The 25724-nt window shown below is 30.5% G+C and carries 31 protein-coding genes; 8 read left to right on the top strand and 23 right to left on the bottom strand.

All coding sequences use genetic code 11. From position 1 onward, the window contains the following. Positions 1–65: 65 nt before the first annotated feature. Positions 66–524 carry a cold-shock protein gene (locus Q0820_RS05440; protein WP_298485858.1) on the bottom strand — a complete coding sequence of 153 codons (459 nt, stop codon included), beginning with the start codon at positions 522–524 and terminating at the stop codon, positions 66–68. Between the two features lie 509 nt (positions 525–1033). On the opposite strand from Q0820_RS05440, the gene Q0820_RS05435 reads away from it, so the two are divergent. Then, positions 1034–2497, top strand: a complete 1464-nt coding sequence (locus Q0820_RS05435) for a c-type cytochrome (protein ID WP_298485856.1) — start codon at positions 1034–1036, stop codon at positions 2495–2497. 51 nt (positions 2498–2548) lie between these two features. On the opposite strand, the gene Q0820_RS05430 is transcribed toward Q0820_RS05435, so the two are convergent. Beyond that, positions 2549–3352, bottom strand: coding sequence for a hypothetical protein (locus Q0820_RS05430; protein WP_298485854.1), 804 nt, complete (start codon positions 3350–3352; stop codon positions 2549–2551). Positions 3353–3473: 121 nt separating this feature from the next. On the opposite strand from Q0820_RS05430, the gene Q0820_RS05425 reads away from it, so the two are divergent. Beyond that, positions 3474–4106 (top strand): GntR family transcriptional regulator, encoded by a 633-nt coding sequence (locus tag Q0820_RS05425; RefSeq protein ID WP_298485852.1) that lies wholly within the window; start codon positions 3474–3476, stop codon positions 4104–4106. Positions 4107–4336: 230 nt separating this feature from the next. Then, the gene (locus Q0820_RS05420; RefSeq protein ID WP_298485850.1) at positions 4337–4483 is read left to right on the top strand and encodes a hypothetical protein; all 147 of its coding nucleotides are present in this window, start codon (positions 4337–4339) and stop codon (positions 4481–4483) included. A 54-nt stretch (positions 4484–4537) separates the two neighbouring features. Here the strand turns inward: Q0820_RS05420 and Q0820_RS05415 are convergent, their stop codons facing one another. The 5 genes from Q0820_RS05415 to Q0820_RS05395 all read right to left on the bottom strand — a co-directional run bounded on the left by Q0820_RS05415 (position 4538) and on the right by Q0820_RS05395 (position 7353). Further along, positions 4538–4861, bottom strand: coding sequence for a hypothetical protein (locus Q0820_RS05415; RefSeq protein WP_298485848.1), 324 nt, complete (start codon positions 4859–4861; stop codon positions 4538–4540). 12 nt (positions 4862–4873) lie between these two features. Beyond that, the gene (locus Q0820_RS05410) at positions 4874–5389 is read right to left on the bottom strand and encodes a hypothetical protein (RefSeq protein ID WP_298485846.1); all 516 of its coding nucleotides are present in this window, start codon (positions 5387–5389) and stop codon (positions 4874–4876) included. Then, entirely contained in the window at positions 5370–5513 is a 144-nt protein-coding gene (locus tag Q0820_RS05405; protein ID WP_298485844.1) for a hypothetical protein, read from the bottom strand. The genes Q0820_RS05410 and Q0820_RS05405 overlap by 20 nt, the downstream gene beginning before the upstream one ends. 224 nt (positions 5514–5737) lie before the next feature. Next, on the bottom strand, positions 5738–6346 hold the full coding sequence (locus Q0820_RS05400; protein ID WP_298485842.1) for a nucleotidyltransferase family protein: 609 nt from the start codon (positions 6344–6346) through the stop codon (positions 5738–5740). After that, entirely contained in the window at positions 6343–7353 is a 1011-nt protein-coding gene (locus tag Q0820_RS05395; protein ID WP_298485841.1) for an XdhC family protein, read from the bottom strand. Before Q0820_RS05395 ends, Q0820_RS05400 begins: the two co-directional genes overlap by 4 nt. A gap of 141 nt (positions 7354–7494) precedes the next feature. On the opposite strand from Q0820_RS05395, the gene Q0820_RS05390 reads away from it, so the two are divergent. The 3 genes from Q0820_RS05390 to Q0820_RS05380 all read left to right on the top strand — a co-directional run bounded on the left by Q0820_RS05390 (position 7495) and on the right by Q0820_RS05380 (position 9949). After that, positions 7495–8586: a VWA domain-containing protein gene (locus Q0820_RS05390; protein ID WP_298485839.1), complete on the top strand. Its 1092-nt coding sequence runs from the start codon at positions 7495–7497 to the stop codon at positions 8584–8586. 200 nt (positions 8587–8786) lie between these two features. Further along, positions 8787–9617: a flagellar motor protein MotB gene (locus Q0820_RS05385; protein WP_298485837.1), complete on the top strand. Its 831-nt coding sequence runs from the start codon at positions 8787–8789 to the stop codon at positions 9615–9617. 164 nt (positions 9618–9781) lie between these two features. Continuing rightward, positions 9782–9949 (top strand): hypothetical protein, encoded by a 168-nt coding sequence (locus Q0820_RS05380; protein ID WP_298485835.1) that lies wholly within the window; start codon positions 9782–9784, stop codon positions 9947–9949. A 7-nt stretch (positions 9950–9956) separates the two neighbouring features. Here Q0820_RS05380 and Q0820_RS05375 read toward each other — a convergent pair whose 3' ends face one another. From Q0820_RS05375 to Q0820_RS05365, 3 genes are read right to left on the bottom strand one after another with little or no spacing between them, the layout of a single operon-like run. Further along, positions 9957–11426 (bottom strand): M14 family zinc carboxypeptidase, encoded by a 1470-nt coding sequence (locus tag Q0820_RS05375; RefSeq protein ID WP_298485833.1) that lies wholly within the window; start codon positions 11424–11426, stop codon positions 9957–9959. Positions 11427–11431: 5 nt separating this feature from the next. Next, complete coding sequence (locus tag Q0820_RS05370) at positions 11432–12088, bottom strand: peptidoglycan recognition family protein (RefSeq protein ID WP_298485830.1); 657 nt, start codon at positions 12086–12088, stop codon at positions 11432–11434. Positions 12089–12090: 2 nt separating this feature from the next. Next, complete coding sequence (locus Q0820_RS05365) at positions 12091–12522, bottom strand: hypothetical protein (protein WP_298485828.1); 432 nt, start codon at positions 12520–12522, stop codon at positions 12091–12093. 65 nt (positions 12523–12587) lie between these two features. On the opposite strand from Q0820_RS05365, the gene Q0820_RS05360 reads away from it, so the two are divergent. Next, a complete protein-coding gene (locus tag Q0820_RS05360) occupies positions 12588–13922 on the top strand; it encodes a serine hydrolase (RefSeq protein WP_298485826.1) in 1335 nt (444 codons plus the stop codon). Positions 13923–14198: 276 nt separating this feature from the next. On the opposite strand, the gene Q0820_RS05355 is transcribed toward Q0820_RS05360, so the two are convergent. The 8 genes from Q0820_RS05355 to Q0820_RS05320 form a co-directional block, all read right to left on the bottom strand. After that, positions 14199–15050, bottom strand: coding sequence for an SDR family oxidoreductase (locus tag Q0820_RS05355; RefSeq protein WP_298485823.1), 852 nt, complete (start codon positions 15048–15050; stop codon positions 14199–14201). 13 nt (positions 15051–15063) lie between these two features. Beyond that, complete coding sequence (locus Q0820_RS05350; RefSeq protein WP_298485821.1) at positions 15064–15690, bottom strand: ferric reductase; 627 nt, start codon at positions 15688–15690, stop codon at positions 15064–15066. Between the two features lies 1 nt (position 15691). Next, positions 15692–15889, bottom strand: coding sequence for a hypothetical protein (locus Q0820_RS05345; RefSeq protein ID WP_298485819.1), 198 nt, complete (start codon positions 15887–15889; stop codon positions 15692–15694). Then, positions 15886–16524 carry a class I SAM-dependent methyltransferase gene (locus Q0820_RS05340; RefSeq protein ID WP_298486698.1) on the bottom strand — a complete coding sequence of 213 codons (639 nt, stop codon included), beginning with the start codon at positions 16522–16524 and terminating at the stop codon, positions 15886–15888. The genes Q0820_RS05345 and Q0820_RS05340 overlap by 4 nt, the downstream gene beginning before the upstream one ends. Before the next feature lie 113 nt (positions 16525–16637). Then, positions 16638–17096 carry a nuclear transport factor 2 family protein gene (locus Q0820_RS05335; RefSeq protein ID WP_298485818.1) on the bottom strand — a complete coding sequence of 153 codons (459 nt, stop codon included), beginning with the start codon at positions 17094–17096 and terminating at the stop codon, positions 16638–16640. Positions 17097–17240: 144 nt separating this feature from the next. Beyond that, positions 17241–18101, bottom strand: a complete 861-nt coding sequence (locus tag Q0820_RS05330; protein ID WP_298485816.1) for a hypothetical protein — start codon at positions 18099–18101, stop codon at positions 17241–17243. 101 nt (positions 18102–18202) lie between these two features. Then, positions 18203–19084 carry a helix-turn-helix domain-containing protein gene (locus Q0820_RS05325; RefSeq protein WP_298485814.1) on the bottom strand — a complete coding sequence of 294 codons (882 nt, stop codon included), beginning with the start codon at positions 19082–19084 and terminating at the stop codon, positions 18203–18205. A gap of 83 nt (positions 19085–19167) precedes the next feature. Then, on the bottom strand, positions 19168–19530 hold the full coding sequence (locus Q0820_RS05320; protein WP_298485812.1) for a DUF2200 domain-containing protein: 363 nt from the start codon (positions 19528–19530) through the stop codon (positions 19168–19170). A gap of 194 nt (positions 19531–19724) precedes the next feature. On the opposite strand from Q0820_RS05320, the gene Q0820_RS05315 reads away from it, so the two are divergent. Further along, a complete protein-coding gene (locus Q0820_RS05315) occupies positions 19725–20324 on the top strand; it encodes a hypothetical protein (RefSeq protein ID WP_298485810.1) in 600 nt (199 codons plus the stop codon). Between the two features lie 66 nt (positions 20325–20390). On the opposite strand, the gene Q0820_RS05310 is transcribed toward Q0820_RS05315, so the two are convergent. From Q0820_RS05310 to Q0820_RS05290, 5 genes are all read right to left on the bottom strand, one after another. Beyond that, complete coding sequence (locus Q0820_RS05310) at positions 20391–21530, bottom strand: FAD-dependent monooxygenase (RefSeq protein ID WP_298485809.1); 1140 nt, start codon at positions 21528–21530, stop codon at positions 20391–20393. Positions 21531–21593: 63 nt separating this feature from the next. Continuing rightward, positions 21594–22433 (bottom strand): 1,4-dihydroxy-2-naphthoyl-CoA synthase, encoded by an 840-nt coding sequence (locus Q0820_RS05305; protein WP_298485807.1) that lies wholly within the window; start codon positions 22431–22433, stop codon positions 21594–21596. Between the two features lie 36 nt (positions 22434–22469). Continuing rightward, entirely contained in the window at positions 22470–22835 is a 366-nt protein-coding gene (locus Q0820_RS05300) for a VOC family protein (protein WP_298485805.1), read from the bottom strand. Positions 22836–22876: 41 nt separating this feature from the next. Next, positions 22877–24115 (bottom strand): glycosyltransferase family 4 protein, encoded by a 1239-nt coding sequence (locus Q0820_RS05295; RefSeq protein ID WP_298485803.1) that lies wholly within the window; start codon positions 24113–24115, stop codon positions 22877–22879. Positions 24116–24121: 6 nt separating this feature from the next. After that, on the bottom strand, positions 24122–25633 hold the full coding sequence (locus tag Q0820_RS05290; protein WP_298485802.1) for a DEAD/DEAH box helicase family protein: 1512 nt from the start codon (positions 25631–25633) through the stop codon (positions 24122–24124). Positions 25634–25724: the final 91 nt, after the last annotated feature.

Below are 25724 nucleotides of genomic sequence, written 5' to 3'. Positions count from 1 at the left end.
ATATAATATTACCACCTTTAGTTTATTATTTATGTAACAATGTTAAGTTTGTTACTTATATGTAATTAAATTTTCTTTACTCGCACAGCATTCATCCCTTTCATTCCCTTTTCTAATTCATAGGAAACTTTATCATTTTCGGCAATTTCATCTATTAAGCCGCTAACATGACAAAAATATTTTTCTTGATTATCAGAATCTATGATAAAACCAAATCCTTTAGAGGTATCAAAGAAAGATACTTTACCATTACGTACTGGATCAAACTCCTCTTCTTCTCCTTCTACTTTTTTAGGAATACCTAAAACAATATCTTCTGCTTCGATTTCTACTTTCATTGATGGGTCAGGCGGAGTATCTACAAGATTTCCATTAAAATCTACATAGGCCATTGGAATACCTGTTTTTCCATTTTCTTTTGCTTCTTCTTTACGAGCAAGCATTTTTTTACGTTTCTCTTCACGTTTTTTTAAACGCTTTTTTTCTTTTTCACTTTTATTAAACGTTTGTTGCGACTTTGCCATTATTACTTATTAAGTTAGGGAATTAGTTTTATGGCTTAATGTGAAATAAAATAATTACTTGAAGAGTGCTAAAAAATTTAATTTGAAAAAAATTAACCCTAATAAATGTAATCTACTGGTGTGTATATTGCATTAAACCTGCTGTAAAGATAGTATTTCTAATAAATTTTTAAAAGAATTGCGTGTAAAAAAATAGTAATGCAACATACAAATATTAAATTTTAAATACGTAAATCAAATTTTTAATTTAGTATATGAAAATAAAATGCGCTTTCTTATTTGTTGTAAGTGATTGAAAAACATAATTTTACAATATATCATTGGGGTTTTTACATTAGCAACTATTTAACTCGTTAAGAAGGATGCGAAATGTTATTTTTATATACTAAAAACTTAACCTAAATGAACTTTAAAATGTTTTTAATCGATAAATAGTAACATAACGTCTATTGAAAAATAGACTCCTTTAATTATGGCGTATTTTTAAGGATTAGTTTTAAAATTATTCAATGAAGATTTTAGATTTTTTTAAATGTAGAAACAATTTATTTTTACTAGCAATTATTTTTTCTGTAAAACTATGTTTATTGTCTTGTTCTAGTGATAGTGTTTCCGAAGAAATAATAGATAAAGAACCAGAAGAAGAAACGGTGGTTATAAAAACACGTCCAATACCGTTTTTTGCGCAACGAGATGGCAATGCAGAAGCTGGTAAGGAGTATTTGTTATATGGTAATTATATGAGTTCTGGAGTTCCTTTTAATGCTTTTGTACAAGGGAATGGAGAAAATACAAGTAATGTTCTTAATAGAACTGGTGATAATGCTGTAATTCCTTATGATTATACTGCAGTAACAGCAAGTAATGGAGTCCGTGTTGTAGCACCTAATTGTTTAAATTGTCATTCTTCTAGGATAAATAATGAATATATTATTGGTTTAGGTAGCCATGATTCTGATTTTACAGTTAACCGAGCAATTCAAACACAAACTTTAAATGTAGCTATTCCTTTTGTTTATGGAGCGGATAGCGACGAATGGGAAGCATATGACCAATTTAGAAAAAGTATTGAAGCCATAGCTCCTAAAACAATTACTAAAAGTAGAGGTGTAAATACTGCAAATAAAATTGCAGAAGTTTTGGTTTCTCATAGAGATAAAAATACGCTTGCATGGTCTAACGAACCTTATATAGAATTGCCAGATGAAGTTATACCAACCGATGTTCCTGCTTGGTGGTTACTAAAAAAGAAAAATGCAATTTTTTATAATGCCATGGGAAGATTAGATTTTTGTAAGTCTATGATTGGGGCTAGTATGTTAACGCTTACAGATGTTACAAAAGCACAGGAACTAGACGAAAATATGGTAGATGTTTTAGCGTATATAGAAACTTTAGAAGCACCAAAATATCCAGAGAATATTAACGAAGCATTAGCTGCAACCGGAAAAGAATTATTCAATGGTACTTGCGCTACTTGTCATGGAACATATGGAGAAAATAGTTCTTATCCAAACCTATTAGTAGCTTTAGAGAGCGTAGAGACAGACCCAGAATTATCTAACCACTACACTACTATAACAGATGAAAGTACTTATTTCTTTAATTGGTTTAATACCGGTTGGTTTGGTAGTGCTACAGACCCTTTAATATTAACTCCTGAAGGTGGTTACATAGCTCCGCCGTTAGATGGTATTTGGGCTACAGCACCGTATTTACATAATGCATCTGTCCCAACTTTAGAAGATATGCTAAATAGTAAAGAAAGACCTAAGTTTTGGAAAAGGACTTTTAATACTAACGATTATAACTATATAAAATTAGGGTGGAATTATACTGTAGAGAGTAGTCAAACAGATAAAAACACCTATGATACCACTTTAAAAGGGTATGGTAATGGCGGACACCGATTTGGAGATAAATTCACCGAAGAAGAGCGTAAAGCTGTACTAGAGTATTTAAAAACTTTGTAGAAGCAAAAAAGGCTTCGTAACTACGAAGCCTTTTTTAGTGATATTTCTTTTTTATTCCTCTAGTAAAATAGCTTCCGTAATACCGTTTGGATATATAACTGTAGCATTAGCATCACATGTGCCATCTCCAAAATTAACTTTTACAAGTAATCCATTTTTACTTAAACTCATTACTCCTGCAGTAAAGTGTTCGCAAGCCAAGTTTCCTTCTAGAATATTTTGTACTGCTATAACATAAGTAGTTTCATCTACTTTTAGTGTCCAATCTCCTTCTACGGTAAAAGTACTTGTTGCATCTGTTGCTCCAGTAGTTAAACGTATTGTTTTTGTTCCTTTTTCAGAAACAACCGAACCATCTGCCATACTTATTGTAATAGCATTTAGTACTGTGAAAGAAACCTCGGACTGCATAGTTGCAGTAGTTACAGTAAAGCTTTTAGTTCCATCTATTTTAATCTCTCCAACATAAAAAGCGTCGTAAGTTGCCGTATACGTAATTATTTCATTTTCAATACTAAAAGTAATATCTACACTACCGTTTACATTATCTGTTCCGTTTAATACACAGTTATTAAAAGTTGCAGTATAGCCATTTTCATTAAAAACAATAGAATGACATTCTGATGTCTTGTTTGTAGCACCCTGTTTTCCAGAAGTACCATTTTCGGCAAATAAATCGGTGATAATAGTGTCCACTACATTAGAAACCCCTTCAGCAGCTAATACAGAAGTAATCTCTTCTTTGTTAATAGAATTGTCATTACCATTATCTGAATCATCACTACAGCTATTAAACATAGAAACTATTAGAGTAAGAGCAGTTATAATTTTTATATTTCTTAATATTTTTTTCATTTTAAAATATATTTAGGTTACGAGAGACAAACGTATTTTTGTGGTTCATAGTATTTTAAAGTATTCACTTTCGACGACTTTACTATCATAAAATCGTATACGATACGTTATCTTTGATATAATGGCAAAAAAACTAGTATTAAGAGACCAGGTCAGGGAACATTTGCTTCAACAAATGGTGCTTGGTAATTTACAAATAGGAAATACAATTAATTTAGCTGCATTAGCAAGGAAATTAAACGTTAGTGTTACTCCTATTAGAGAAGCACTAACACAATTACAACAAGCAAATATTATTAAGGCGGTGCCTAATAGAGGCTTTGTTATAGCTGCATTAAATGCTAAAGAAGCGAGTGATTTGTATGAATTAGTGGCCAATTTAGAAGTTTTAGCAATAGAGAATAGTGATTTCTCAGCTACAGCTATAGAAAAATTAAAAGAACAACAAATAGTTTTTGAAAATGCACCAGATGCTATTTCTAGGATTAATGCCGATTTTGAGTTTCATAACTTACTGACTAAATATTATACCAACGATACAGCACTACAAGTTTTATCGGATTTAAAAACAAGAATTTTTTTTTATGAAAATGCCTTCATGAAAAACGATTTTTTTTATAATAGAACAGACAATCAGCATGAGGCTATTATAGCAGCAATTGAAGATGACAATATACCAACAGCATCTTTGTTATTGAAGATGAATTGGATGTTGATATTAAATTATATATTAAAACAGCTGGGTGTAGAATAAAAGCAGCTTACCAACGAACTAGTTACTTTCAACTAAAAAAATGTGTGTTTTAATGTCTTTATTATAAATTTCCGTTAATTAATCACAAAGTATTTGTAAATTGTTAGATAAAAACAACAAAAGAAAGTACTATTGTACTGTAATTAATACTTTGTAAGTAAAAAAATGTAAGAATTACACAACAAAGTAACTATTACTACGTTTTTATAGAAATTTAAATTGGAAGCATTATGAAATATCTTTCTCCTGAAATAGAAGCTATTTTAAATAGCAAGAAAAAATCTGAAAAATCTTTAGTTAAGAAAAACATTTCTTGTGGAATTTTTCAAGACTATGAAATTACAGAAGATAATACAAATGAAGAACTAGTTAGCTAATAACAGTTCTGTATTATGTTTTAATTGCATGGTGTTTAAAAAGCATAAATATATTTATGCTATTTCTCCACTTACTCTTTTAGCAATTAAATTTGCTCTCAGTTCTACATACATAGCCTCTTTTATAGCGTGATCGCTTAAAAAGTTATTCATCATGGCGTAGCCGTGAACAAAACTAGAGCAAAATTCGTCTATATCGCCACCTGCACAGGTAGCTTCATATTCTTTTATTATATAATCCCAATCAAACGTATATGGCTTTGCTTCTACAACGCCGTATAATATTTGATTAAGTCTTTTTAAAGTTTCTCCTAGCTTTGTGTTTATAACGCCTACTGCGCCTTTTACAAAATTAAATTGTGTTCCGTTGTTATACATGGTTTGTGGGTACTATATGTGTTCTTCTTCTGCGGTTTGTAATGGTTTTTTAGTTTCGAGGGAACCTTTATGCTTTAGAAAATGGTCTGATAGTATTTTTTTATTATTAAAAAAGAAATTTATCGCCAATAGGGAACTAATAACTATAGTTAATATAATTTTTGTATTCGGCGTATTTAATTCCGTTCCTCTTATATCAAACATAATTACAAATATCTGATATAAACTTAAAGCAACAGGAACTAATAAAAATGGTCTATAAAGTTTATCCCTGGCTTCAAAAAACCATCCTAAATAACCTAAATGAGCAAATACATGAATTAATAAAGTATAAATAAATACGCGGTAACTAGAAAAACCTACAACATAACCTTCAGAATTGGTTAAAAATTCTTGAATGCCTAAATCTGGAACCCAAGTAGGGAAAGTACCTCCACGGATAGTAATAACATCATGAATATAAGGTAGCGATGACAATACAATGATTGCCACCGCTTTTAAAAGTTCTTTAAGTATCTCTTTCGTCACTTATTTCATCTTTATACACGCTGTAAGTATCATCAGTCTCCGCTGTTGATTCTTCTGTACAAGAATAATTTAATGCAACAAGACAAAAACATGCTGCCAAAAAATAAAGCTTTTTAGTAATCATAATATTGTTTTTAGGGGTTTGTAACCCTTAAATAACAATAGCAGTACTAAAAAAATTGTACCAAAGCATCAGCTTTCGACGAACTACAACGTATTATAATTCTTACTAAAGGTATGCGTATTAAGATAATTGTGCAAACTTATAACCTCACAAAAATAGAGGTTTCCGTTTTTTAACATGTAATTGATTGATATACAGATGGTAATAAAATGCAAGTAGGAGAATTATTTTGGTGTTTTTTGTGCAACTAATTGCAAATAGCTTTCAAAAGTATCAATATCTAAAATATTTAAAGTACACCCACATTTTTTAATTTCTTGCTTCTCCTGTTCTAAAAGCTTTTTTGCTCCAAAATCTTTATTCAAATTTTCTAAAGTAGCATAGTATTTGGCATTAAATAAAGCAGGAACACCAAAACCATGCGCATACGTAGTAGCCACAATCTTAGAATTTGTAGCATCTTTTATCATAGCATTTATATATTCTGTAGTAATATAAGGTTGGTCTGCTAATAAAATTAAAATGTTTTGGAATTTGTTTTCTAATGTTTGTATTTGTTTTACACCAGACGCAATACTAGAGCCTAAACCATTTTTCCAATTAGGGTTTATAATATAATTTACGTCTTGTTTTATACATTCTAGACGTACTTTATCTGCATAAGCTCCTAAAACTACTAGAATTTCTTTCCCTAAAGATTCTTTAGAAACTTTTATAGTATTTCCTAGAAAGGTACTCTCTTTCCATGGCAGTAGCTGCTTTATTTTATTTTTCATTCTGGTAGATGCACCTGCAGCAAGAATAATAATAGCAGTAGAAGGTTCTAAACTCATTGGTGAATTCCGTTTACTTTATCTTTAAGCATTATTGGTTTTTTATTCCTAACTACAGCCAAAACTTCAGCCATAATAGAAATGGCAATTTCTTGCGGAGTTTCTGCTCCTATATCCAAACCAGCAGGCCCATGAATATTTTCTATGAATTCTAGATCTATATCTGGTTTATGTTCCATAAATTCATGTAACAATTTTTCTCTTCTTTTTGCAGGTCCCAAAGTCCCTAAATACATAGGAGAGGTATTACTTATAGCCAGTAAGTACTTTAAATCTTTTGCATAACTATGTGTCATTAGTACTACAGCAGTGTGGGCATCAATATTTTCCGTACTAAGTAATTCTGGTTCTACAGGAATTAGCTCCTTTGCACCAGGAAAGTCAAAAATATCCTTTTCTTCTAAAGGGGTAGTAATAACAGTTACATCCCAACCTAGAGCAGTAGCAAAAGAACATAATTGTACCGCATCATGCTCTGCTCCTATTAGTAACAACTTATTATTAGGAGCCATATCTTGAGTAAACTTCAAAAATGAACTGGTATTAATTTCTTTCCCTTGTATAGAAAAAGTTTTATCCTCTAAAAAACACAAAGTACCATAATCCTGGTTTTTAGAATCCTCTTTGAGGTAATAAGAACTAAGCGAAAACCCTTTTCTTTTTTTTAATGTTTCTGCAAATAAATCCAAGAACTCTTTGTTGGGGTTAAACAACTCAATTAAAATATAAAGAATACCTTCACAGCCAAGTCTAAACCTACCATCATAGGTCATAATTTTTGGTATTCCAGTTGCAAAAACGGTTGTAGCTTGCCTTTCAATTTCTTTTTCTACACAACCACCACTTACAGCGCCTGTGAATTTCCCGTTTTCCCATATAAGCATACGTACTCCAGGTCTTCTATACGAGGAACCGTCTAATGCAACCACAGTAGCTAATACCGTTTTGTATCCTTTTTTCTTGGCTTGGTTACTACTCTCTACTATTTTCTTAAACTCATGTATCATACTAGCAAACAAAATAAACCTTTATAAAAGTAAAATAAACTAATTGGAGTTTCTTTAACAATCTTTAACATATAATTTAAGTACAACTATACTTAATGTTTAAAACCATCGTTCTGCTAGTTGAACTCAAAATTATTGAAAATGAAAAATATTGTTAAAGCTGTAAGCGTATTATTTCTAATATTTATAGCTATTTCATGTGGAAATGCAGATGATGATGTAAATTTAAACTTGAACCTTGGAGATGGTTTAGGAAAAGGAAAACCTGTAGATGATTGTTTAGGTTTAGATGAGAGCGATTTGGTATTATCTATACAGGATGAATTTACGACCCTACCAGGTAAAGTTTCTATATTCTTTAAAGTATCCGATACCGAAGGTAAACCAGTACCAGGTTTAACTGCAGACCAATTTACGATTTACGAACAAGGTAGAAACGATGCGTGTTTTAATACCATATCTACATCAGAGTCTTTTGCAAGAATTTCACCTAACTCACAAATATTTAATAACAATACTATTTTAGTGTTAGATTTAAGTAATAGCGTATTAAGTAGCAGTTTAGAAGAATTAAAATCTGCAACTACTAGTTTTATAGACAATGTAATGCCAGCAACTACGCAAGAATCTTTTAAAATGGCAATTTATTGGTTTGATGGGGAAGATACATTGCATTTACTTAATGAACTTACATCAGACAGACAAGAATTAATGTCTTCGGTAGATGAAATTACAGAGGATATAAGTAATGACCCTTCTACAGATTTATATGGAGCAGTAATAAAAGCAACAAACATAGCAGAAGAAGTACTAAAGCAAAGTACAAAGAATGAAACTATAGGAGCCTCATCTGTTGTCTTATTTACCGATGGTACAGACCAAGCATCTAGATATACAAAAGATGCTGCTCTTAAAAAGGTAACCGAAGCTAATGCAAATATTTCTTTTTTCTCTATAGGTTTAGGTGCTGAGATTGATACGGATGTATTAACAGAAATAGGAAAAACTTCTAGTGTTTTTGCTAGTAATAAAGAAGAGTTAGAAAATACTTTTAATGATATTTCTTTTAAAGTTTCGGAACATGCAAATAGTTTTTATCTATTTGAATATTGTAGTCCTAAGAGAGATGGTAGTGGAGAAAACAATTTAGCCATACAAGTAAGGAACGGTAGTAAGCAAGGAGCTGTGCAAACTAAATTTAATGCATCTGGCTTTAAAGGAGGTTGTAATTAAGAAAATACCATTTATTTTATATACTAAAGGCTCTTTTTAGAGCCTTTTTTCATTTTTTTTATTGAAAAATATCTCAAAAAAATTAAAAATAAAATACTGTTTAACAGTTGTTTATGGTAGAAGTTAGATATAAATATCGATTAAAAACATCTTTATTATAAAATTTACCGTAGATATTGAAACCTATTTTTTAAAAGAAGATGAAAAAATTATTAATTACAAGTACGTTATCTGTTGCATTATTAGCTTCATGTGTTTCTAAAAAGAAATATGTTGCTTTAGAGAACGATTTATCTAGCACTAAAAGTGTTTTATCTAAAACACAAGTGGAAAAAGAAGAATTAGAGTCTAAAATGGCTAAAATTGAAGCTAGAGTTACAGAGTATAACAATAAAATTAGCTCTTTAAAAGAAATAAACGATAGCCAAATGACAAGTGTTGATGGTATTGCAGTTATGAGCAACAACACTAAAAAGAAAATGAGAGCTACATTAAAAAATGTAGACCCAGCTAAATTGGCAGGTGCTAAGACTTTACAAGATTCTATGAACCTTGCAATTTCTTACAATTTAAAAAAATCTATTTCTGATGAAGATGGGGATGTTGATGTAAATATTGATAAAACAGTAGTTATGATTAATATTTCTGATAAATTACTTTTTAACAGTGGTAGTTACAGAGTAAGTAGTAAAGCAAATACAGTTTTAGCTAAATTAGCAGAAGTGATTAATTCGGAATCTAGCATGGAAGTTATGGTAGAAGGCCATACAGATTCTAGAAGCATTAATACAGCTATGTTTAAAGATAACTGGGATTTAAGTGTAAAAAGAGCAACTTCTGTTGTTCGTATACTTCAAAACAAATATAATGTAGATCCTGCAAAATTAATTGCATCTGGTAGAAGTTCTTATTTACCTTTAGTAGAAAATGATACTAGAGATAATAGAGCTAAAAACAGAAGAACAAAAATTGTTATTCTTCCTAATTTAGACAAATTCTTTGCTTTATTAGATGCGGAGAATAATCTATAAAAAGTATCACATACTTTATTTTAAAGGGGAAGCAAATGCTTTCCCTTTATTTTTTTATAAATTCTGGTAGGGTTTTTATCTTATAAATTGTTATAGTATAGAGAACCCAAAGAACAACTACCTACATCCTAAAAACGAAATGAAAAATACTAAAAAGAAAGATTATGGATGTACTAAACGATATTTTTGAAAAAACAGCATTAAGTCTTTTCCCTAATGTAGTGCGAAGTATTATACTATTATTATTTACAGTAGTATTGCTACTTATTTTTGGTATGTATACAGCGCTTTTAATTTACGGAATTGATAGTCCAATACGATTTAGTTACTAACTATTTATTACCTATAAATCATTGCATTTTTAAAAGTTCCTTCCCCATTTTCTAGATTAATTAAAAAACCATTAATTACAGCATATTTATTGACACCATTTTTCTCTAAGAGAAACGTAGGATTTATACCTGGTTGTAATAGTAACTTTTCTGGAATTATAAATTTAGCCCCTATAATATGTAAAGGGAATGGAGAAGAAAGTTGTTTGTATGGTATTTTAGAAATTCTAAGATGGGTATATCCTTCTTTTAAAAGAGAAATAAAATCTAGGCTAGATGCCTCATTAATTGTAGCTATTTGTTTTGGATACACTTTTCCTTGTTTTATAGTATACCCTGATGCATTAAAAGTTTCATACCCAAAATAGGTAGATAAATCTCCCTGGTCTAATATTCTGCTGCTATACCAAAAATTGGAGTAGTTCTCTTTATTAACTTCTAAGCGATTTATACCAACATCTATTTTATAAGCTTTGTTATTTAAAAGGTACTTTGCTCCTTCAATTTTTAAATCGAATAATTTTTTATCGTTTTCTGGTATTTTTTCATATTCTGCAATGTCTATATCTTTAAAATTCTGAGTTGCTATACTGTATATAGCAGCAAGGATGGATACATAATTAAGTTTTCTTATTTCTTGCTTTTCTATGTCATTCTTATAACCGCCAGATTCTATTAAAATAGTACTGGTTCCCCACTTCTGCATATTATCGCCAAAAGCTCTAGGTTCAAAATCGTCCTTATATTTGGCTACTTGTCCTGAAGCATATTTTTGAATTATGTTATTCATAAATACAATAACCTTCATAGCATTTGCACGGACTTCATTTACATCTTTTTCATAGTTATATGCTGGTGCTAAATATGAAATTGTTGCTGGCTTACTGGTTCTTTCTGCATTGTAATAAATACTTTGGTCATGTAAATTAAATCCAAAATTAGCAGTAAGGCTATCTCTAACACGTTTTAAAGTTTTTCCTTCTGGAGATTGTAATCGTAAAGCATCTCTATTAATATCTATGCCCAATAAATTTCTACGTTGGTATAATGCCGCTCCGTCTGGATTTAACATGGGAAGAAAATGTAGTGTTAAATTAGTTAGGATAGCATCTTTTTCCTTTTTAAAATCAGGGCTTTCCAAAAATTTTAAAATATCAAAAATTGCTTGTGTTGCTGTTGGCTCATCGCCATGCATTTGGGACCATAAAAATACTTGTGTTTTTCCTGTACCAATACTTACTAAAGATAAATCTCTACCTGCTATAGATGTACCTACTTTGGCTACAGTAAAACCAGAAACGCTTTTATAATGTGTTAGTAATGGTTGTAAATCTTCATGTTTTATTCTTCGCTTTGCTATTGCTGTTTCTTTATAGGTTTCATAAGTGGTATATAATGCTGTTGTTATATCATTTTCTTGGCTAAAAGCTATAGAAGATAGCAAGCTTAAAAGCAGTAGTAATACGTGTTTTTTCATATAAATTAAAAATTAGGGATTTCTTTAAACTCTAGATTTTGGGTAGCCTCATGTATTTTTTTCATAAAAAGTGTATCTGGATCTGTTTTTATAGTTCGGTATTTAACATCTTTTTCTAACCATAGCGGAGTTCCTTCAAATCTAGTATATTCATAATGACCTATAAGAAAATCTATGTCTGAGTACTTTTCTTTTAAATAATAAATCAAATCTATATTTGCTTGTAACTGCTCCTTAGTTAATGGAAGTTCCTTACCGCCACCAACATTTTCAATACCAATTGCACAATGGTTTAATCCTATTACATGCCTTGCCATGGTTGTTTCCGGCATAAGTCTATAAATAGTTCCGTTGCGATCTACCATAAACTGTGAAGAAACATTAAGACCACTTACATTTTTAATATCTGGTCTCCAATTTGGTAGTTTAGAAGAATTAAAGGCATTAAAAGATGCTTCTAAAGTAGAAAACACCGTCCAATGCAAAACTATAATTTTGGGAATAATTGTAGGTTCTTTTTGTCGTAGCCCATATCTATTTTCCAAATACTCTAAAGTCAGTTGTTTTCTTTCTACATCAAAAACTATTGGTTTGTCTATTATTTTAATATTAGATGTACAAGAAAAAAATAAAAAACAATAAATAAAAAGAATTCTGCTCATTACTATTTTAAATTAGTATTTAATGAGTCCTTTTTAACACGATAGTATATTTTCTTTTTCTTTCTCCCCCACTCTTTAGCTTTTGCAACATCTATTCCCATATAAATATCAATTCTATTACGCCATTTTTTATTCATTTTGTCATTTACAGTATAAATGCCTTCTAAACCTTCTATTTTAATTTGTGTGTTATGCGTAATGCCTAGTGAAATTAAGTTTCTAGAAACCGCAACACATTTCATACCTGGTACTAAAGTATCTCCCCATGCAGTAATATTAGGCGTGCTAGAGGTTTGCGATGCTAAAGAATTATATGCGGTTGCAGTAACCATAATTGGTTTCCAAATATAATCTTCTTCTTTAGGTTCTTTTTTACATCCAAAAATAAGGAAGATGAAAATACTTAAACCTGCTATTTTAGTATAAAAAGACATATTACAAGAGGTGTATTAGTATCATTTCTTTTTTTAAATTTACGATAATAACTAAAACTACACTTTTGAAAATAATAAAGAGAATTTTCCTCGCCTTAATTATCATCCTTGGAATAGCTATATACTTAAATTACCCAAAACTGAATATAATTTCTGGGTATGCTTCTAAAAATTTAACATCTAATGCTCTTATTTCAAAACGCTCTGTAGCTTCTATAACTGCCAATGATAACAATATGCCTTTAATAAAATTGGCAGATGTTGCTTTTAATGAAAAAGAGAAAATTGGCTCTGCTACTGTTTTTGGACTAATGGAGCGTAAAACCGTATATAGAGAAGGCTTAGGTTGTGTTTTAGTAAATGATAGTTTTGATGCTTCTAAAATGACATTAAAACCTAGAAGAAATAAAGTGATAGACACGCTACCCTATCCTTTTGGGAATAACAAAGCTTTAGACACCATTTTTTCCTCTGTAGATTATAAACAGTTACTTAAAGCTGTAGATTTTGCTTTTAGTGCACCCGAGATAAATAAAACAAGAACCGTTCTTGTTATTCATAAAAACAGAATTATTGCAGAAAAATATGCAGATGGTTTTTCTAAAGAAACACCTATATTAGGTTGGTCTATGACTAAAAGTATTATTTCTACATTATACGGTATCTTAGAACATGAAGGTAAGATTAATATAAACTCTATTACTTCTATTCCTGAATGGCAAAATGATGAACGTAAAGACATTACTATTAACCATTTACTACGTATGCAAAGTGGTTTAGAATGGGAAGAAGATTATACTAAAATATCTGATGTTACTAAAATGCTGTACCTAGATGCAGATATGACAAAACCCCAAAGAGATAAAAAAGCAATAGCAAAACCTTCAGAAATATGGAATTACTCTTCAGGAACTAGCAACCTACTTTCTGGTATTCTTAGAGACCAATTTTCTACAAGGCAAGAATATTTAGACTATCCCTATAAAGCTTTAATAGATAAAATTGGAATGAATTCGATGCTTTTAGAAGCAGATATGGAAGGTAATTATGTAGGCTCTTCCTATGGTTGGGCTACAACCAGAGATTGGGGTAAGTTTGGAACGCTATATTTAAATAATGGAAACTGGAATGGGGAACAAGTATTCTCTAAAGATTGGGTTAGTTATATAACAAAACCAACAAAAAATTCTGACGGAGTATATGGCGCACATTTTTGGCTAAATGCTGGTGGTAAATTCCCTGATGTTCCAAAAGACATGTACTCTGCAAATGGTTTTCAAGGACAATACGTTTTTATAATACCTTCTAAAGATTTGGTTGTAGTACGTACGGGATTAGTTCAAGAGCCTATTTTTGACCTTAATACTTTTTTAAGTGGAATAACAAAAAGTATAGATTAAGATTCCTACAATAAAATCTTACCTAATTCGTAAGTTGCAAACAACAATTTTTAAGAAGATAACCACAAGTTTCTCTTGTGTGGCAACATAACTTTTTAGAACATCTAAAAGGGAAATATATTTACAGTGTTATTAAAAACAAAGAGTAAATTTTTTCATTTTCATATAGTGTTCTCGTAAAAGAGCCTTGTCAAATAAGACAAGGCTCTTTTTAGTTTATATATATTCTTATTGATATATACTTTCTCTATTGTTTTCTTTAAATTCTACTAATATTTAGTAAGCTTTTTTTATCTCTTTTATCATTTCTAATGGCTTTTTATGTTTTCGTCCTGTAACTTTCTCAAAATCGGACGGAAGGTTATTTGCGCCATTCTTTATTCCTTCATAAATACCTGCAATAACAGATCCTATAAATTCTCCTAATGCTTCTTTCCTTTCTTTAGCATATGCTTCTACAGAAATAGAATTAAAAACAAGGTCTGTATCAAAAACTTTGTTTATGTATTCCGCTAGTTGGCTTTGCGTAATTGGTTCCCCAACAAGATTATACACTTGTCCATTTAAATTTTTATTTAGTAGCATTTTGCTATAGGCAAATCCTAGTTCTGCTCTGCTAGTGTATGTACATTTACCATCTGCCGCACAGTTTCTAATTTCTTCTTCTTTTATATAAGATTCAAGGTACTCAATGTCTGGCTCAATATAAATTCCGTTTCTGCCAATAATCCAGTTTAGTCCAGAGTTTTGCACATCTTTTTCTGTTTGTCTGTTGCTTTGCACAACGGGACTAAAAGCATTTTCATTTTCATCACCAACGATACTAGTGTATACTATTTTTTTTACACCATTGCTTTTTGCAGCTTCAATAACATTTCTATGTTGTTCAATTCTTTTTTGGGGTTCATCCATTCCAGAAACAAGTAAAACGGTATCAACACCTTTTAAAGCAATATTAAAATCTTCTCTACGATTATAATCTCCTTTTCTAATTTCAACACCTAAATGCTTTGCTTTTTCTACGTTTCTTGCAATACCAATAACATTTTCTTTACCAATTTCTGTAATTAAATGTTTTACTACAGATGCTCCTAATTTTCCGCTTGCCGATGTAACTGCTATTTTCATGTTCTTTGTATTATTATTTTTCTACATTTCTTTTTTTACGAAATGTTATTATTTTTTCTTTCACTATAGGGATTCTTATTATAAAACCAACACCTACAATTATGGTGTATATAATCCATGTTTTTTCTAAAATAGCCACATGTAATAGACTCAAGAAAATAGCAACATAGGCCAAACTTTGCAATTTTTTCCATGTAACTTTTAGCCATTTCATTGATTTTCTATTTGAAGTGAGCAATAATGGAATTAAAATTAATACAGCTATAAAACCTGCAACATAGTTTACTTGGGTAAATGTTTCTAAAAAACCTTCTGCCCAAATAAAAATTATAAAATGAAGTAAACTCCATACTGCTGTTGCAATACCCATTGCTTGTCTAACAAATAAATTAGTTACTCCAAAAAGAATAAAAAAAGGTGTACAGGTTAGTACTGCTGTCATCCATCTAATAGCAAATTCTCCAGATACATGATATAACATTTCTAGAGTGGTTCTTCCCTCTCCAGTTGTGCTTTCTACTAAAAGGATAGTTAAACCGTTAGAAATGCTAATATTAACCATATTTAATAAAATGAATACAGGAAAGCTAGCTAAAATAGTTACTAAAATCCACCCATAATTTCTTTTAATAAATGCCATTCTATTTTGTTCCTTTTAATTCTTGTAGCTCTTTTTCTAGAGCTTCTGCTTTTTCTTTAAATTTTTGCATTGCTTTTTTAAGTTGCCCTACCTTTTTTATAACTTCTTTGTCTTGGAGTGCTTCATAGGTAGTTACTCCTTCATTTTCTTTTATTTTAGATTTACCTCCGCAAGTTGGGCATGATTCTATTTGACTCATATTTTTTCTTTTTTTGTGTAAATAAATACCACTTTTCCATCAAATTTGGATTGTAATTGGAAGTTGTTTTTTTTGCGTATTGCTTTTAAAAAATCTTGTGAATCTGGCATATCTGCATTATCCACATAGATTATTGTATTTTCATGAAAATTGGTTTCTAACATTTGAAATAAAGGTAAATACAAATCTTTCCACCCATCTAACAATAATAAATCTATGGGTTTGTTGTGGTTTTTTAATGTTTCTAAAGCATTACCTTGTCTAACTTCAATTAAATTATCTACCCCAGCCTTTTTAAAGTTTTCTTTCGCTTTTTCAGCTTTAGATTCTATTAATTCTGTGGTAATAATATTTCCTTGAGTTTGTATAGCTCCTTCTGCTAAAAAGAGTGTAGAAATACCAAAAGAAGTACCAAATTCCACAATATTTTTTAAATTATTTTTCTTTATTAAAGAAACTAATTCTTCACCTTGGTTTTTAGATATAGAAAGGTATACCTCTTTAAAATCTATAGGTTGCATAGTTCTAAAAGGATTTTTAGCAAAACTTTTCATCATTCTTATACGATCATTTTTTGCATCCTTGAACAATTCAATTAAAACCTGATTTATATTTTTTTCTTGTATAATATGCATCAATATTTATATTTTGTGTAATACTAAAAAATATGATTTTATACTTCTTAATCTTAAAAACAAAGAGGTAAAAGAGTTTTCCTTTACCTCCTTTGTTTTATCTTACACTTAAATTAAAACTTACCATTAGTATTTTTCCATTCAGATTTTGGTGGTATAGGAGCTATAATATCCCAATGTTCTACAATTAAACCATCTTCTATTCTAAACAAATCATAATAAGCGGTGTGTTCTCCTTTGCCAAACTTCCCTTCACTCACAGTTAATACAAAATTACCTTGTCCTAATACCATATGAAGTTTATCATATTTCATAACTAAACCATTTTCTGCAAAATATTTCATTGCTTCTCCAAAACCTTTTAAGCCATCTGCTACAGCCGGATTGTGTTGTATATATTTTTCTGCGTTTATAAATGAAGTAACCTTGCCCATTTCACCATGTAAAAGTACTTTTTCTATAAAACCTTTGGCTATAGCTTTATTTGCCTCTGTTTTGTCTAAATTAGAAATTGCAGTTGTACCATCAAATTGGGTTCTTCCACTTGGATTTGGCTTTTGAACCTCTAACAAATTATCCCAGTGTTCTACTATTAAACCATCTTGAAAACGGAAAATATCAAAACCAGCTTTTGGGCCAAAGAAATCATACTTTGTATGTGTAAATACATAATCTCCATCTTGAAAAGCTCTAATAACCTCTGCTTTAAAACCTCCTTATGGTGCATGTTGCATTAACGCTCCAAATCCTTCTAGACCATCTGCAACTCCTAAATTATGCTGTATATATTTCTTTGGATTAATGTAACTTACTGGGGTATAATCTCCTGTATTAAAACTGTTTAATAAAGCAACTACTTTATCTTTATTGGAAAGCGTAACATTTTTTAATGATGTAATAGATTCATAACGCACCATGTTTATTGTTGGTTGATCCATCATTCCCATAAATTCTTTAGCTATTGGTGCACTCATAAAATCATTAATTACAGCATTTGAGTTTTCTTTTGTATCCCAATACACTAAAACAACTTGTTCTCCTTTTTCATTAGAGCCAATAATTCTTTGTAGAAATCCTTTTTGTTTTACCGTAAAATTGGTCTCTACTTTTTTATTTGTTTTATTAAAATCTGCAAGATTAATACCTTCTTTAGTCTTAAAAGTCATTAACTCTGTAAAGTTACTGGTAGGTGCTGTAAATGTATCCTTAATAGTATAACGTGACATTTTCATACTCTCACTTTCAATCATAGAAACATAGTTTGTAACTGATGCATCTTTCATAAACTTATCCATAGAAGCTTTAGCATCTGCTATCGTTTTCCAATACACAAGAACTACATATTTTCCCTGCGCATCTACACCACTTTGGCGTCTTATATAACCAGGTTGTTTGCTTGTAAAAGTGTTTTCAATTTCGGCATCAAGTGCATTAAACTCTAATGCGATGGCAGTAGTTTTTAAATTAAAAGTAGTTACTTCTAATACTCTTTCATTATTCTTTGCTTCGCTAGTACAGCTAGTTAAAATTAATGTAGCTATTGCTAGAATTAAAAATTTAGGTTTTACATATTCCATTTTATAAAGTATTTAGTTGTTTAACACTGCAAAGTTCTCGCAATTCTTAAGTAAATACATTATCAAAATGATAGCAAAAATGGTAAAAGTGTAACTAAACGTTATTCTGCTTGTCTAAATTTAAGAGGTGTGGAATTGGTGTTTTTCTTGAAAAACTTAACCATATTGGCTGGTTCTTCAAAACCAGTTTTATAGCTAATTTCTTTTACTGATAATGAGGTAGATATTAAATAGCGCTTAATTTCCATAGTTACAAAATCATCTATAAAAGTTTTAGCGGTTTTTCCAGTAAGACGTTTTACAATATCATTTAGAAATTTATAAGAAATAAATAAACTAGAAGCGTATTCTTTTGAATTTCTTGTATTTACATAATTTTTTTCTAATAAATTTTTAAAGGAGCTAAAGGTCTCTAACCACTGATTTTTAATACCACTTATAGAACGATATTCTTTAGCCCTTTCTGCTTTTAGTAGTAGTACTTGTAGCATTGCATTTAACATTTCTGACTTTGCGAACGTATTAAAAAAATGGTACTCTACGTACATTTGCTGGGCAATATTTACAAGACTATCCTTTCCCATTTCTTTTTGGTGCAATACAGGGGTTTCAATATGGTAATTAAATAACCTGTTTAATTTTAAGTTTTTAGAAAGATAGTATGATTTGTCTTCAAAAAAACTATCAAAAATGATACAAATACCTTCTGCATTTTTTAAATTATTTGTAAAGTATTGTACTTGACTTTTAGTTATAAATAATGCACTACCTTCTTTTAAAGTATAGGAGGTGAAATCTACAAAGTGGGTGTATGTATTTTTGGTTACTATTAATATTATATAGAATTCGATTTTATGAGGCTCAAATGGGTTATGGTTAATTTGGCTATTTTTTAATTTTACCAAAAGCTGTTTAAAATCCATAACCTCAATACGAAGTTTATGTTCTTCATCAAAAGATACTTTTGGAATTTCATTTTTCATTTTAGATACTTAGAAAATAAATAATTATACTGCCTAATAAATTCTACTATAATAAATAAGTACTCTCAATCACCAAGTTGTACTTATGTTCTCAAGATTTTTTCCATCTTTCGTCCTTTCGCTAATTCATCTACTAATTTATCTAAATACCTTACTTGTTTTGTTAAAGGAGTTTCAATATTTTCTATTCTATAACCACAAATTACACCTTTAATCTTTTCTACATTAGCATTAAGTTTAGCTTCTTCAAAAAATACTTTAAATGTTGCTTTTTTAGTAATTAGATCTTGAAGTTTACTTTCATTAAAACCTGTTAACCATCTAATTACTTGATGTAATTCTTCTTTTGTTCTTCCTTTCTTCTCCACTTTTGTAATATAGTGAGGATAAACCGAAGAAAAAGTCATTGTAGCAATGCGAGCATCATGTTCTGGTGTTGTTGTCATGATTTAGCTTTTTATAGTTTCTTTTTTTGTACATGTATTTAGCAAGTCTCCTTAAATTACTTTCAATAATATATAGCAACTTTATAATGCAATACTTAAAATAATTTAAGTAAAGACAACAATTTAATAACATAAACTTTTAAAAACCAATAATTTCTATACTACTTTTATAATAAAAATAAATAGTACAAAAAATGGCATTAGTTAAAGAAATTAAAAAAAACAGTTCACATACTACAGTAAAATTTACAATTGAGGAACAAGAAGCACCAAGTACTTCTTCTATTTTACTATTAGGAGATTTTAATAATTGGCAAACGAATAGCAGTGCTAGCCAAATGAAAAAAGAAGGGAATACCTTTGTAAAAAATATAAAACTTGAAAATGGGAAACGTTATGAATTTCGTTATTTAAGTGAAGATAATGGCTGGTTTAATGATAGTGAAGCAGATGCATACACCGCTTCTCCGTTTGAAGGAATAGAAAATGGTGTGGTAGATTTAAGTGCTATACCTACTAAAAAGAAGGTTGCAAAAGAAGTTCAAAAGGACGATTTAAAAAAGATTGAAGGTGTAGGTCCTAAACTATCTTCAATTTTAATAGAAAACGGTATAGATACTTTTGAAAAATTAAGTAACACATCTATTTCTGTTCTTGAGGGAATTATAAAAGAAGCAGGCCCTAGATTTAGAATGCACAAACCTGGAACTTGGCCACAACAAGCTAAACTAGCTAAAGATGGCAAATGGGAGGAATTAAAGCAATTACAGGAGATTTTAGATGGGGGTAAATAATTAATTACAAAACTTATATATAAAACAAAATCCTCTAAGATTAATCTTAGAGGGTTTTGTTTGTACTTATATTACAGCCAATTGAAAAATTTGTTCATTTTGTCTTTTATTTACAGATGCAGGGGTTACTTGTAACATTAAATTACGTAAACCAATCAATATTGGATTTGAAAAATGAGCCATTTTTCCAACCATCCAACTGGATTTAACTATTTGGTGTGCTTTGGGTAACCTTATTTTTTGATATTCTAAGAATGCTTTATCTACATCATATTTTTCTAAACATTCCGTAAGTACATAAGCATCTTCGATAGCTTGGCAAGCTCCCTGTCCCATATTTGGAGTTGTAGCATGTGCAGAGTCTCCTATTAAACATACATTTTCTTTATACCAAATGTTGGTTGGTTTTAAATCTGAAATCTCTGCAGTATGTATCTTTTCTTTATTCGTTGCTTTTACTAAATCCTTAATAATAGTATTATAGTCCTTAAAATAAGCGTTTAAATCTTTTACAGAAAATTCATTATTATCTTCTTTAAAAGCTTTTAAAGCATACCAATACACTTTATTTTCTGCTATTTGTACAAAGCCAAAACGTTCTGTTTTTCCCCAAGCCTCATTTAATTCATTGCCATATTTTTTTGGCAATTTATAATCTGTAATTCCCCTCCAGCATATTTGATTTGCTTTTCTTATACTAGTAGTAGGGAATATAGTTTCCCGTACCATGGAATTTAATCCGTCTGCTCCTATAACGTAGACAGATTTTATTTTTCCTCCATTTGAAAACTTTAAATCATAATCATTTTCGTTTTTTTCTATTTTAGTTAGTTTATGATTTAAATATATTTTGGTGGTTTTTAATTCCTTAATCAATATTTGTTGTAAAGTTCCTCTATGTATTGCAATATTTTTGGTGTTGTATTTTTGCTCAAAGTCGGACAAATCAATTCTAGAAAGAGGTTTTAAATTTTTCTTTGTTATGCTCATAGAAGAAATAGGGTTTCCATTTTTTTCAATTATATTTCGTAAACCCAATTTATCATAAACCTGCATCGCATTATTAGCTAAAATAATACCTGCTCCTACCTGTTTTATTTCTCCTGCTTGTTCAAATATTCTTGTCTTAATTCCTTTTCTTTCTAATGCAATTGCAGTAGTTAATCCACCTATTCCCGCTCCAATAATATCAAAAGTTTTGCTCATTAATGTAGTTTGTTTGATAACTTAATATGTTTTTACAACCTATAAAATTCTATTATTAATGGTTTATGGCAACCATTTTTTTTCAAAATTAGGCTTTCGCTTTTCTAAAAATGCATTACGGCCTTCTTTGGCTTCCTCGGTCATATAAGCTAAACGGGTTGCTTCTCCTGCAAATACTTGTTGCCCAACCATACCATCATCTGTTAAATTCATAGCAAACTTTAGCATTTTAATTGAGGTAGGAGATTTTTCTAATACTTCTTGCGCCCATTGGTATGCTGTAGCTTCTAGTTCTTCATGAGGTACAACGGCATTTACCATGCCCATTTCGTAGGCTTCTTGTGCAGAATAGTTTCTTCCTAAAAAGAAAATTTCTCTTGCTCTTTTTTGTCCTACCATTTTTGCTAGGTATGCAGAACCATAACCACCATCAAAACTAGTAACATCGGCATCGGTCTGTTTAAAAATAGCATGTTCTTTACTTGCCAACGTCATATCGCAAACCACATGCAAACTATGACCACCGCCAACAGCCCAGCCAGGTACTACTGCTATAACTACTTTTGGCATAAAACGTATTAAACGTTGTACATCTAAGATGTTTAATCTATGATATCCGTCTTGCCCAACATAGCCTTGGTGTCCCCTAGCCTTTTGATCACCTCCGCTACAAAATGAATACACGCCGTCTTTTGTAGAAGGTCCTTCAGCAGATAATAGTACTGCTCCTATTGAAGTATCTTCCTGTGCATCATGAAATGCTTCTAAAAGTTCACTGGTTGTTTTGGGTCTAAAAGCATTACGAACATTTGGCCTGTTAAAGGCTATACGTGCTACGCCATTACTTTTTTTATAGGTAATGTCTTCAAATTCTTTGGCAACTTTCCAATCTGGTGTATTCATGGGTAATTTTATATCTTAAATTATATGCTTATTTTCTTAATTATTAGAGTGTAATCCTATTCTATTACCCTCAGTGTCTATACACTGTGCAAAAAAACCAAATTCTCCAATATCGGTTTTAGGAACAATTAGTTTGCCTCCAGCTTTTTCTACTAGAGCAGCCTCTGTAGCAACGTCATTGCAAGAAAAATAAATAATAGTACCATTTACACTTGGCGTATTCTCTTTAGATTGTACCAAACAACCAGAAGAACCTACTTTAGTTGGGTCACCAAACATATACATTTTGCTATCTGGCATATCTATAAATTGAAATTCTAACTTAAAAACACTAGCGTAAAAATCTTTTGCTCTTTCTAAATCAGTTGCGGCAATTTCTAACCATTGTACAGGATTATTCATATTCTTTAGTTTTTAGAGTAACAAATTAAGAACTAAAGATACTACTCTATTTTATTATTTTTAGCTTCTATCCACTTAGACATATATTTAGTACTTGCCATAGTGTGCTGTTGCAGCATTGCTCCTATAAAATTAGAGCTTCTGTGTTCTTGTAAGTGCTGTATAGTATCTTCTATTTTTTGGACAAATACTTTTTCATTCTTTTCTTTGTTAGATACCTGTTTTAAGAGCTTTTCTCCCTTTTCTTGTGCATTATTCCATGCTTCTTTAGAGGAATATAATTTTACTGCAACTGTGGCAATGGTTTGCGCAGTTTCTGCAATTGTATCGTTTAAGTCTAAATAGTATGTATTAATACCCTCTGCTCCTATTGCAGTGGTTACACTTGGTGTATTTGCTTGTAATGCAGTTATAAGTTTGCCTTTTAAACCTGCACCAAAACGTAATGGTGCTAGATTCACTTTTGCTTTACCCATAACTTCTATAGCATTGGTTGCCCAACCTTTTACTAAAAAACCTTGTTTTGGATTGTGCATTTGCAGAATTTGTTCTGGTAAATGTCCGCCATAGATAGAAAGTGTGGCTTTTGGTAACTGCTTACGAATAAGTGGCCAAATTTCTTTTTTTAACCAAATAATCGCGTCTTTATTTGGCGCATGATTGCCATTACCTATGCAAATAAATCCTTCTCGTTTCTCAAAAGGAATTTCCAAGATATGTTTAGTGTCAATTAAAAAAGGCAAATGATGCAGTAAACTATGATTTATATATAGCTCCTTTGTTAGTAATTGCATTTCAAAGGAAGAAATAATTAAAGAAACATCGGACCTATATATGCTTGCAATTTCTCTTTTTGTAATGGGATTTTTTTTCCAATCTTCTAACGTAAAAGGGATTCCTTTTTTAAAGGCATTTTCTCTTGTATTTCGTAAAGAATGCACATCTTCGGTATCTAAAATGCGAAGTGCTTTGGGGTTGTTTTCTGCCACACGCCAACCAAATTGTTCTTCGGTTAAAAAACGGTCAAAAATTACTATATCTTTTTTATTATCAAATAAATAAGTGTCAAAACTTGAATCGTTAAGTGAAATCTCTTTTTGAGTAACCCCTAAAGATTCTAATGGATAAGAAAATCTATTTTTTTTTGCAGTACTAGCAAAAGTAATGCTACAATCTTGTTGTAAAAAAAAGTGTATTAACTCTAACATTCTTTGGCCCGCTGCAGTAGTCGTAGGCTCTGGCCATACAAACCCAATAATTAGAACTTTTAATGCCCTCATAATGGCTTACATTTTTGCGGCAAACTTCTTAGAGATATTAGAACGTAGTTTGCGTTCATAATCTTCTTCTAGCCATTCTTTGTAGTTTTTTGTATTGTTCATAATACAATAAGAATATTGTTTTACTCTAAAACTAATTTCTTCTTTCAGTTGTTTTGCTAGTATTCTAGCGTCAAAAACATCTTCGGAATTTTCTACACAAATGGTAGCGTGTTGTTCTATACTTTTTTCTAATACTAACTTAGATTTAAGGCCTTGTGCAAATACTTTTTTGTATTCTTCTTTAATATCAAACTCTATATTTTTAGATTTAGAGAACATTGCTCTTAAAGATTTTGGCATTTCGTAGACAAACTCTCTTTCTATATCCTCATCATTCTTAATATTTTCTAGGAAAAAATCTGGGAAGTGAAAAATTTCTTGCCAATCTATGGGAGCACTCCACATACCAAAACGGGCAACGTTATTTCCAAAATCTATGACTGTAAATTCCTTTTTATTTGGCAATACACGAGAACCACGCCCTATCATCTGAAAATATAAGGTTAGCGATCTAGTTGCTCTATTTAGCATAATAGTTTCTACCGTAGGTTCATCAAAACCAGTGGTTAATATACTTACTGATGTTAAAATGGCGTCTGGCGTTTTAGAAAACCATTCTAATATTTCTTTACGTTCCGTAGCATTATTCTTATTATCTAAGTGCCTAATATTGTATCCTGCCTTTTTAAAGGTTTCATATACATATATAGAGGTATTTATACCATTATTAAAAATAAGCGTTTTAGTGCCTTTAGCAACTTCTGTATAGCCATTTAAAAGCTTGGTAAGCATGCTTTGATTCCCATATAACTCATCCGAAGATTTTACAGTATAATCGCCATTAATACCAAGTTTTAAGTTTTGTAGACTTACATCATAATTATAAACATTAGCCTTTGCTAAAAAGTTTTTAGAAATTAAAGAAGATATAGATTCACCTACAATAAGTTTACTGTAGTTATCTTTCATTGGTAACTTTATATTAGAACTTAAAGGCGTAGCAGTAACTCCTAATATTATAGCATCATCAAAATACTTAAATAATTTACGGAAAGAATTGTAGTGGGCCTCATCTATAATAACCAAGCCAATATTACTAATTTTTACCTTTTCTTCTTGTAAGCGATTATTTAAGGTTTCTACCATGGCAACATAACAATTTATATTGTCCTGGTCTATGACCTCTTTAACCTCGCTATTAATAATTTTGTTCTTAACCCCAAAACCATCTAACATAGAAGAAGTTTGTACACTAAGTTCTATCCTATGGGTAAGCACCACAACTTTCTTCTTAATCTCATTAATGTACCTTTTGGTAATTTCTGAAAACACGACGGTTTTACCGCCTCCCGTAGGTAATTGGTAAAGCAAGTTTTCGTTATCCTTAGAATTCTTTAAATGCTCAAATATGGTATTTAAATCTTCAATTTGATAATCGTAGAGATTTTTCTCTTTTGTATGCTTTTTATACTCCAAAGGTATGCTAGTAGTTTTGTTTGCTAATGTAAAATGCCAATCTTACAAAACTATAAGTTTTTTGTAGGTAAAAGAAATAATAGCCGTAAAA

The organism is uncultured Maribacter sp., assembly GCF_947495965.1.
Taxonomy (GTDB): Bacteria; Bacteroidota; Bacteroidia; order Flavobacteriales; family Flavobacteriaceae; genus Maribacter_B.
Note: the sequence above shows the minus strand (reverse complement) of the source record. Positions and strands in the feature narration are given on the sequence as shown.

Coding starts and splice junctions, on each gene's coding strand:
- Q0820_RS05300 (WP_298485805.1), bottom strand. CDS start 22,835: ATGAATAATCCTGTACAATGGTTAGAAATTGCCGCAACTGATTTAGAA.
- Q0820_RS05400 (WP_298485842.1), bottom strand. CDS start 6,346: ATGAGTTTAGAACCTTCTACTGCTATTATTATTCTTGCTGCAGGTGCA.
- Q0820_RS05430 (WP_298485854.1), bottom strand. CDS start 3,352: ATGAAAAAAATATTAAGAAATATAAAAATTATAACTGCTCTTACTCTA.
- Q0820_RS05425 (WP_298485852.1), top strand. CDS start 3,474: ATGGCAAAAAAACTAGTATTAAGAGACCAGGTCAGGGAACATTTGCTT.
- Q0820_RS05380 (WP_298485835.1), top strand. CDS start 9,782: ATGGATGTACTAAACGATATTTTTGAAAAAACAGCATTAAGTCTTTTC.
- Q0820_RS05295 (WP_298485803.1), bottom strand. CDS start 24,115: ATGAGGGCATTAAAAGTTCTAATTATTGGGTTTGTATGGCCAGAGCCT.
- Q0820_RS05415 (WP_298485848.1), bottom strand. CDS start 4,861: ATGTATAACAACGGAACACAATTTAATTTTGTAAAAGGCGCAGTAGGC.
- Q0820_RS05390 (WP_298485839.1), top strand. CDS start 7,495: ATGAAAAATATTGTTAAAGCTGTAAGCGTATTATTTCTAATATTTATA.
- Q0820_RS05385 (WP_298485837.1), top strand. CDS start 8,787: ATGAAAAAATTATTAATTACAAGTACGTTATCTGTTGCATTATTAGCT.
- Q0820_RS05315 (WP_298485810.1), top strand. CDS start 19,725: ATGGCATTAGTTAAAGAAATTAAAAAAAACAGTTCACATACTACAGTA.
- Q0820_RS05395 (WP_298485841.1), bottom strand. CDS start 7,353: ATGATACATGAGTTTAAGAAAATAGTAGAGAGTAGTAACCAAGCCAAG.
- Q0820_RS05375 (WP_298485833.1), bottom strand. CDS start 11,426: ATGAAAAAACACGTATTACTACTGCTTTTAAGCTTGCTATCTTCTATA.
- Q0820_RS05440 (WP_298485858.1), bottom strand. CDS start 524: ATGGCAAAGTCGCAACAAACGTTTAATAAAAGTGAAAAAGAAAAAAAG.
- Q0820_RS05320 (WP_298485812.1), bottom strand. CDS start 19,530: ATGACAACAACACCAGAACATGATGCTCGCATTGCTACAATGACTTTT.
- Q0820_RS05305 (WP_298485807.1), bottom strand. CDS start 22,433: ATGAATACACCAGATTGGAAAGTTGCCAAAGAATTTGAAGACATTACC.
- Q0820_RS05365 (WP_298485828.1), bottom strand. CDS start 12,522: ATGTCTTTTTATACTAAAATAGCAGGTTTAAGTATTTTCATCTTCCTT.
- Q0820_RS05330 (WP_298485816.1), bottom strand. CDS start 18,101: ATGGAATATGTAAAACCTAAATTTTTAATTCTAGCAATAGCTACATTA.
- Q0820_RS05325 (WP_298485814.1), bottom strand. CDS start 19,084: ATGAAAAATGAAATTCCAAAAGTATCTTTTGATGAAGAACATAAACTT.
- Q0820_RS05355 (WP_298485823.1), bottom strand. CDS start 15,050: ATGAAAATAGCAGTTACATCGGCAAGCGGAAAATTAGGAGCATCTGTA.
- Q0820_RS05420 (WP_298485850.1), top strand. CDS start 4,337: ATGAAATATCTTTCTCCTGAAATAGAAGCTATTTTAAATAGCAAGAAA.
- Q0820_RS05350 (WP_298485821.1), bottom strand. CDS start 15,690: ATGGCATTTATTAAAAGAAATTATGGGTGGATTTTAGTAACTATTTTA.
- Q0820_RS05345 (WP_298485819.1), bottom strand. CDS start 15,889: ATGAGTCAAATAGAATCATGCCCAACTTGCGGAGGTAAATCTAAAATA.
- Q0820_RS05405 (WP_298485844.1), bottom strand. CDS start 5,513: ATGATTACTAAAAAGCTTTATTTTTTGGCAGCATGTTTTTGTCTTGTT.
- Q0820_RS05435 (WP_298485856.1), top strand. CDS start 1,034: ATGAAGATTTTAGATTTTTTTAAATGTAGAAACAATTTATTTTTACTA.
- Q0820_RS05370 (WP_298485830.1), bottom strand. CDS start 12,088: ATGAGCAGAATTCTTTTTATTTATTGTTTTTTATTTTTTTCTTGTACA.
- Q0820_RS05310 (WP_298485809.1), bottom strand. CDS start 21,530: ATGAGCAAAACTTTTGATATTATTGGAGCGGGAATAGGTGGATTAACT.
- Q0820_RS05340 (WP_298486698.1), bottom strand. CDS start 16,524: ATGCATATTATACAAGAAAAAAATATAAATCAGGTTTTAATTGAATTG.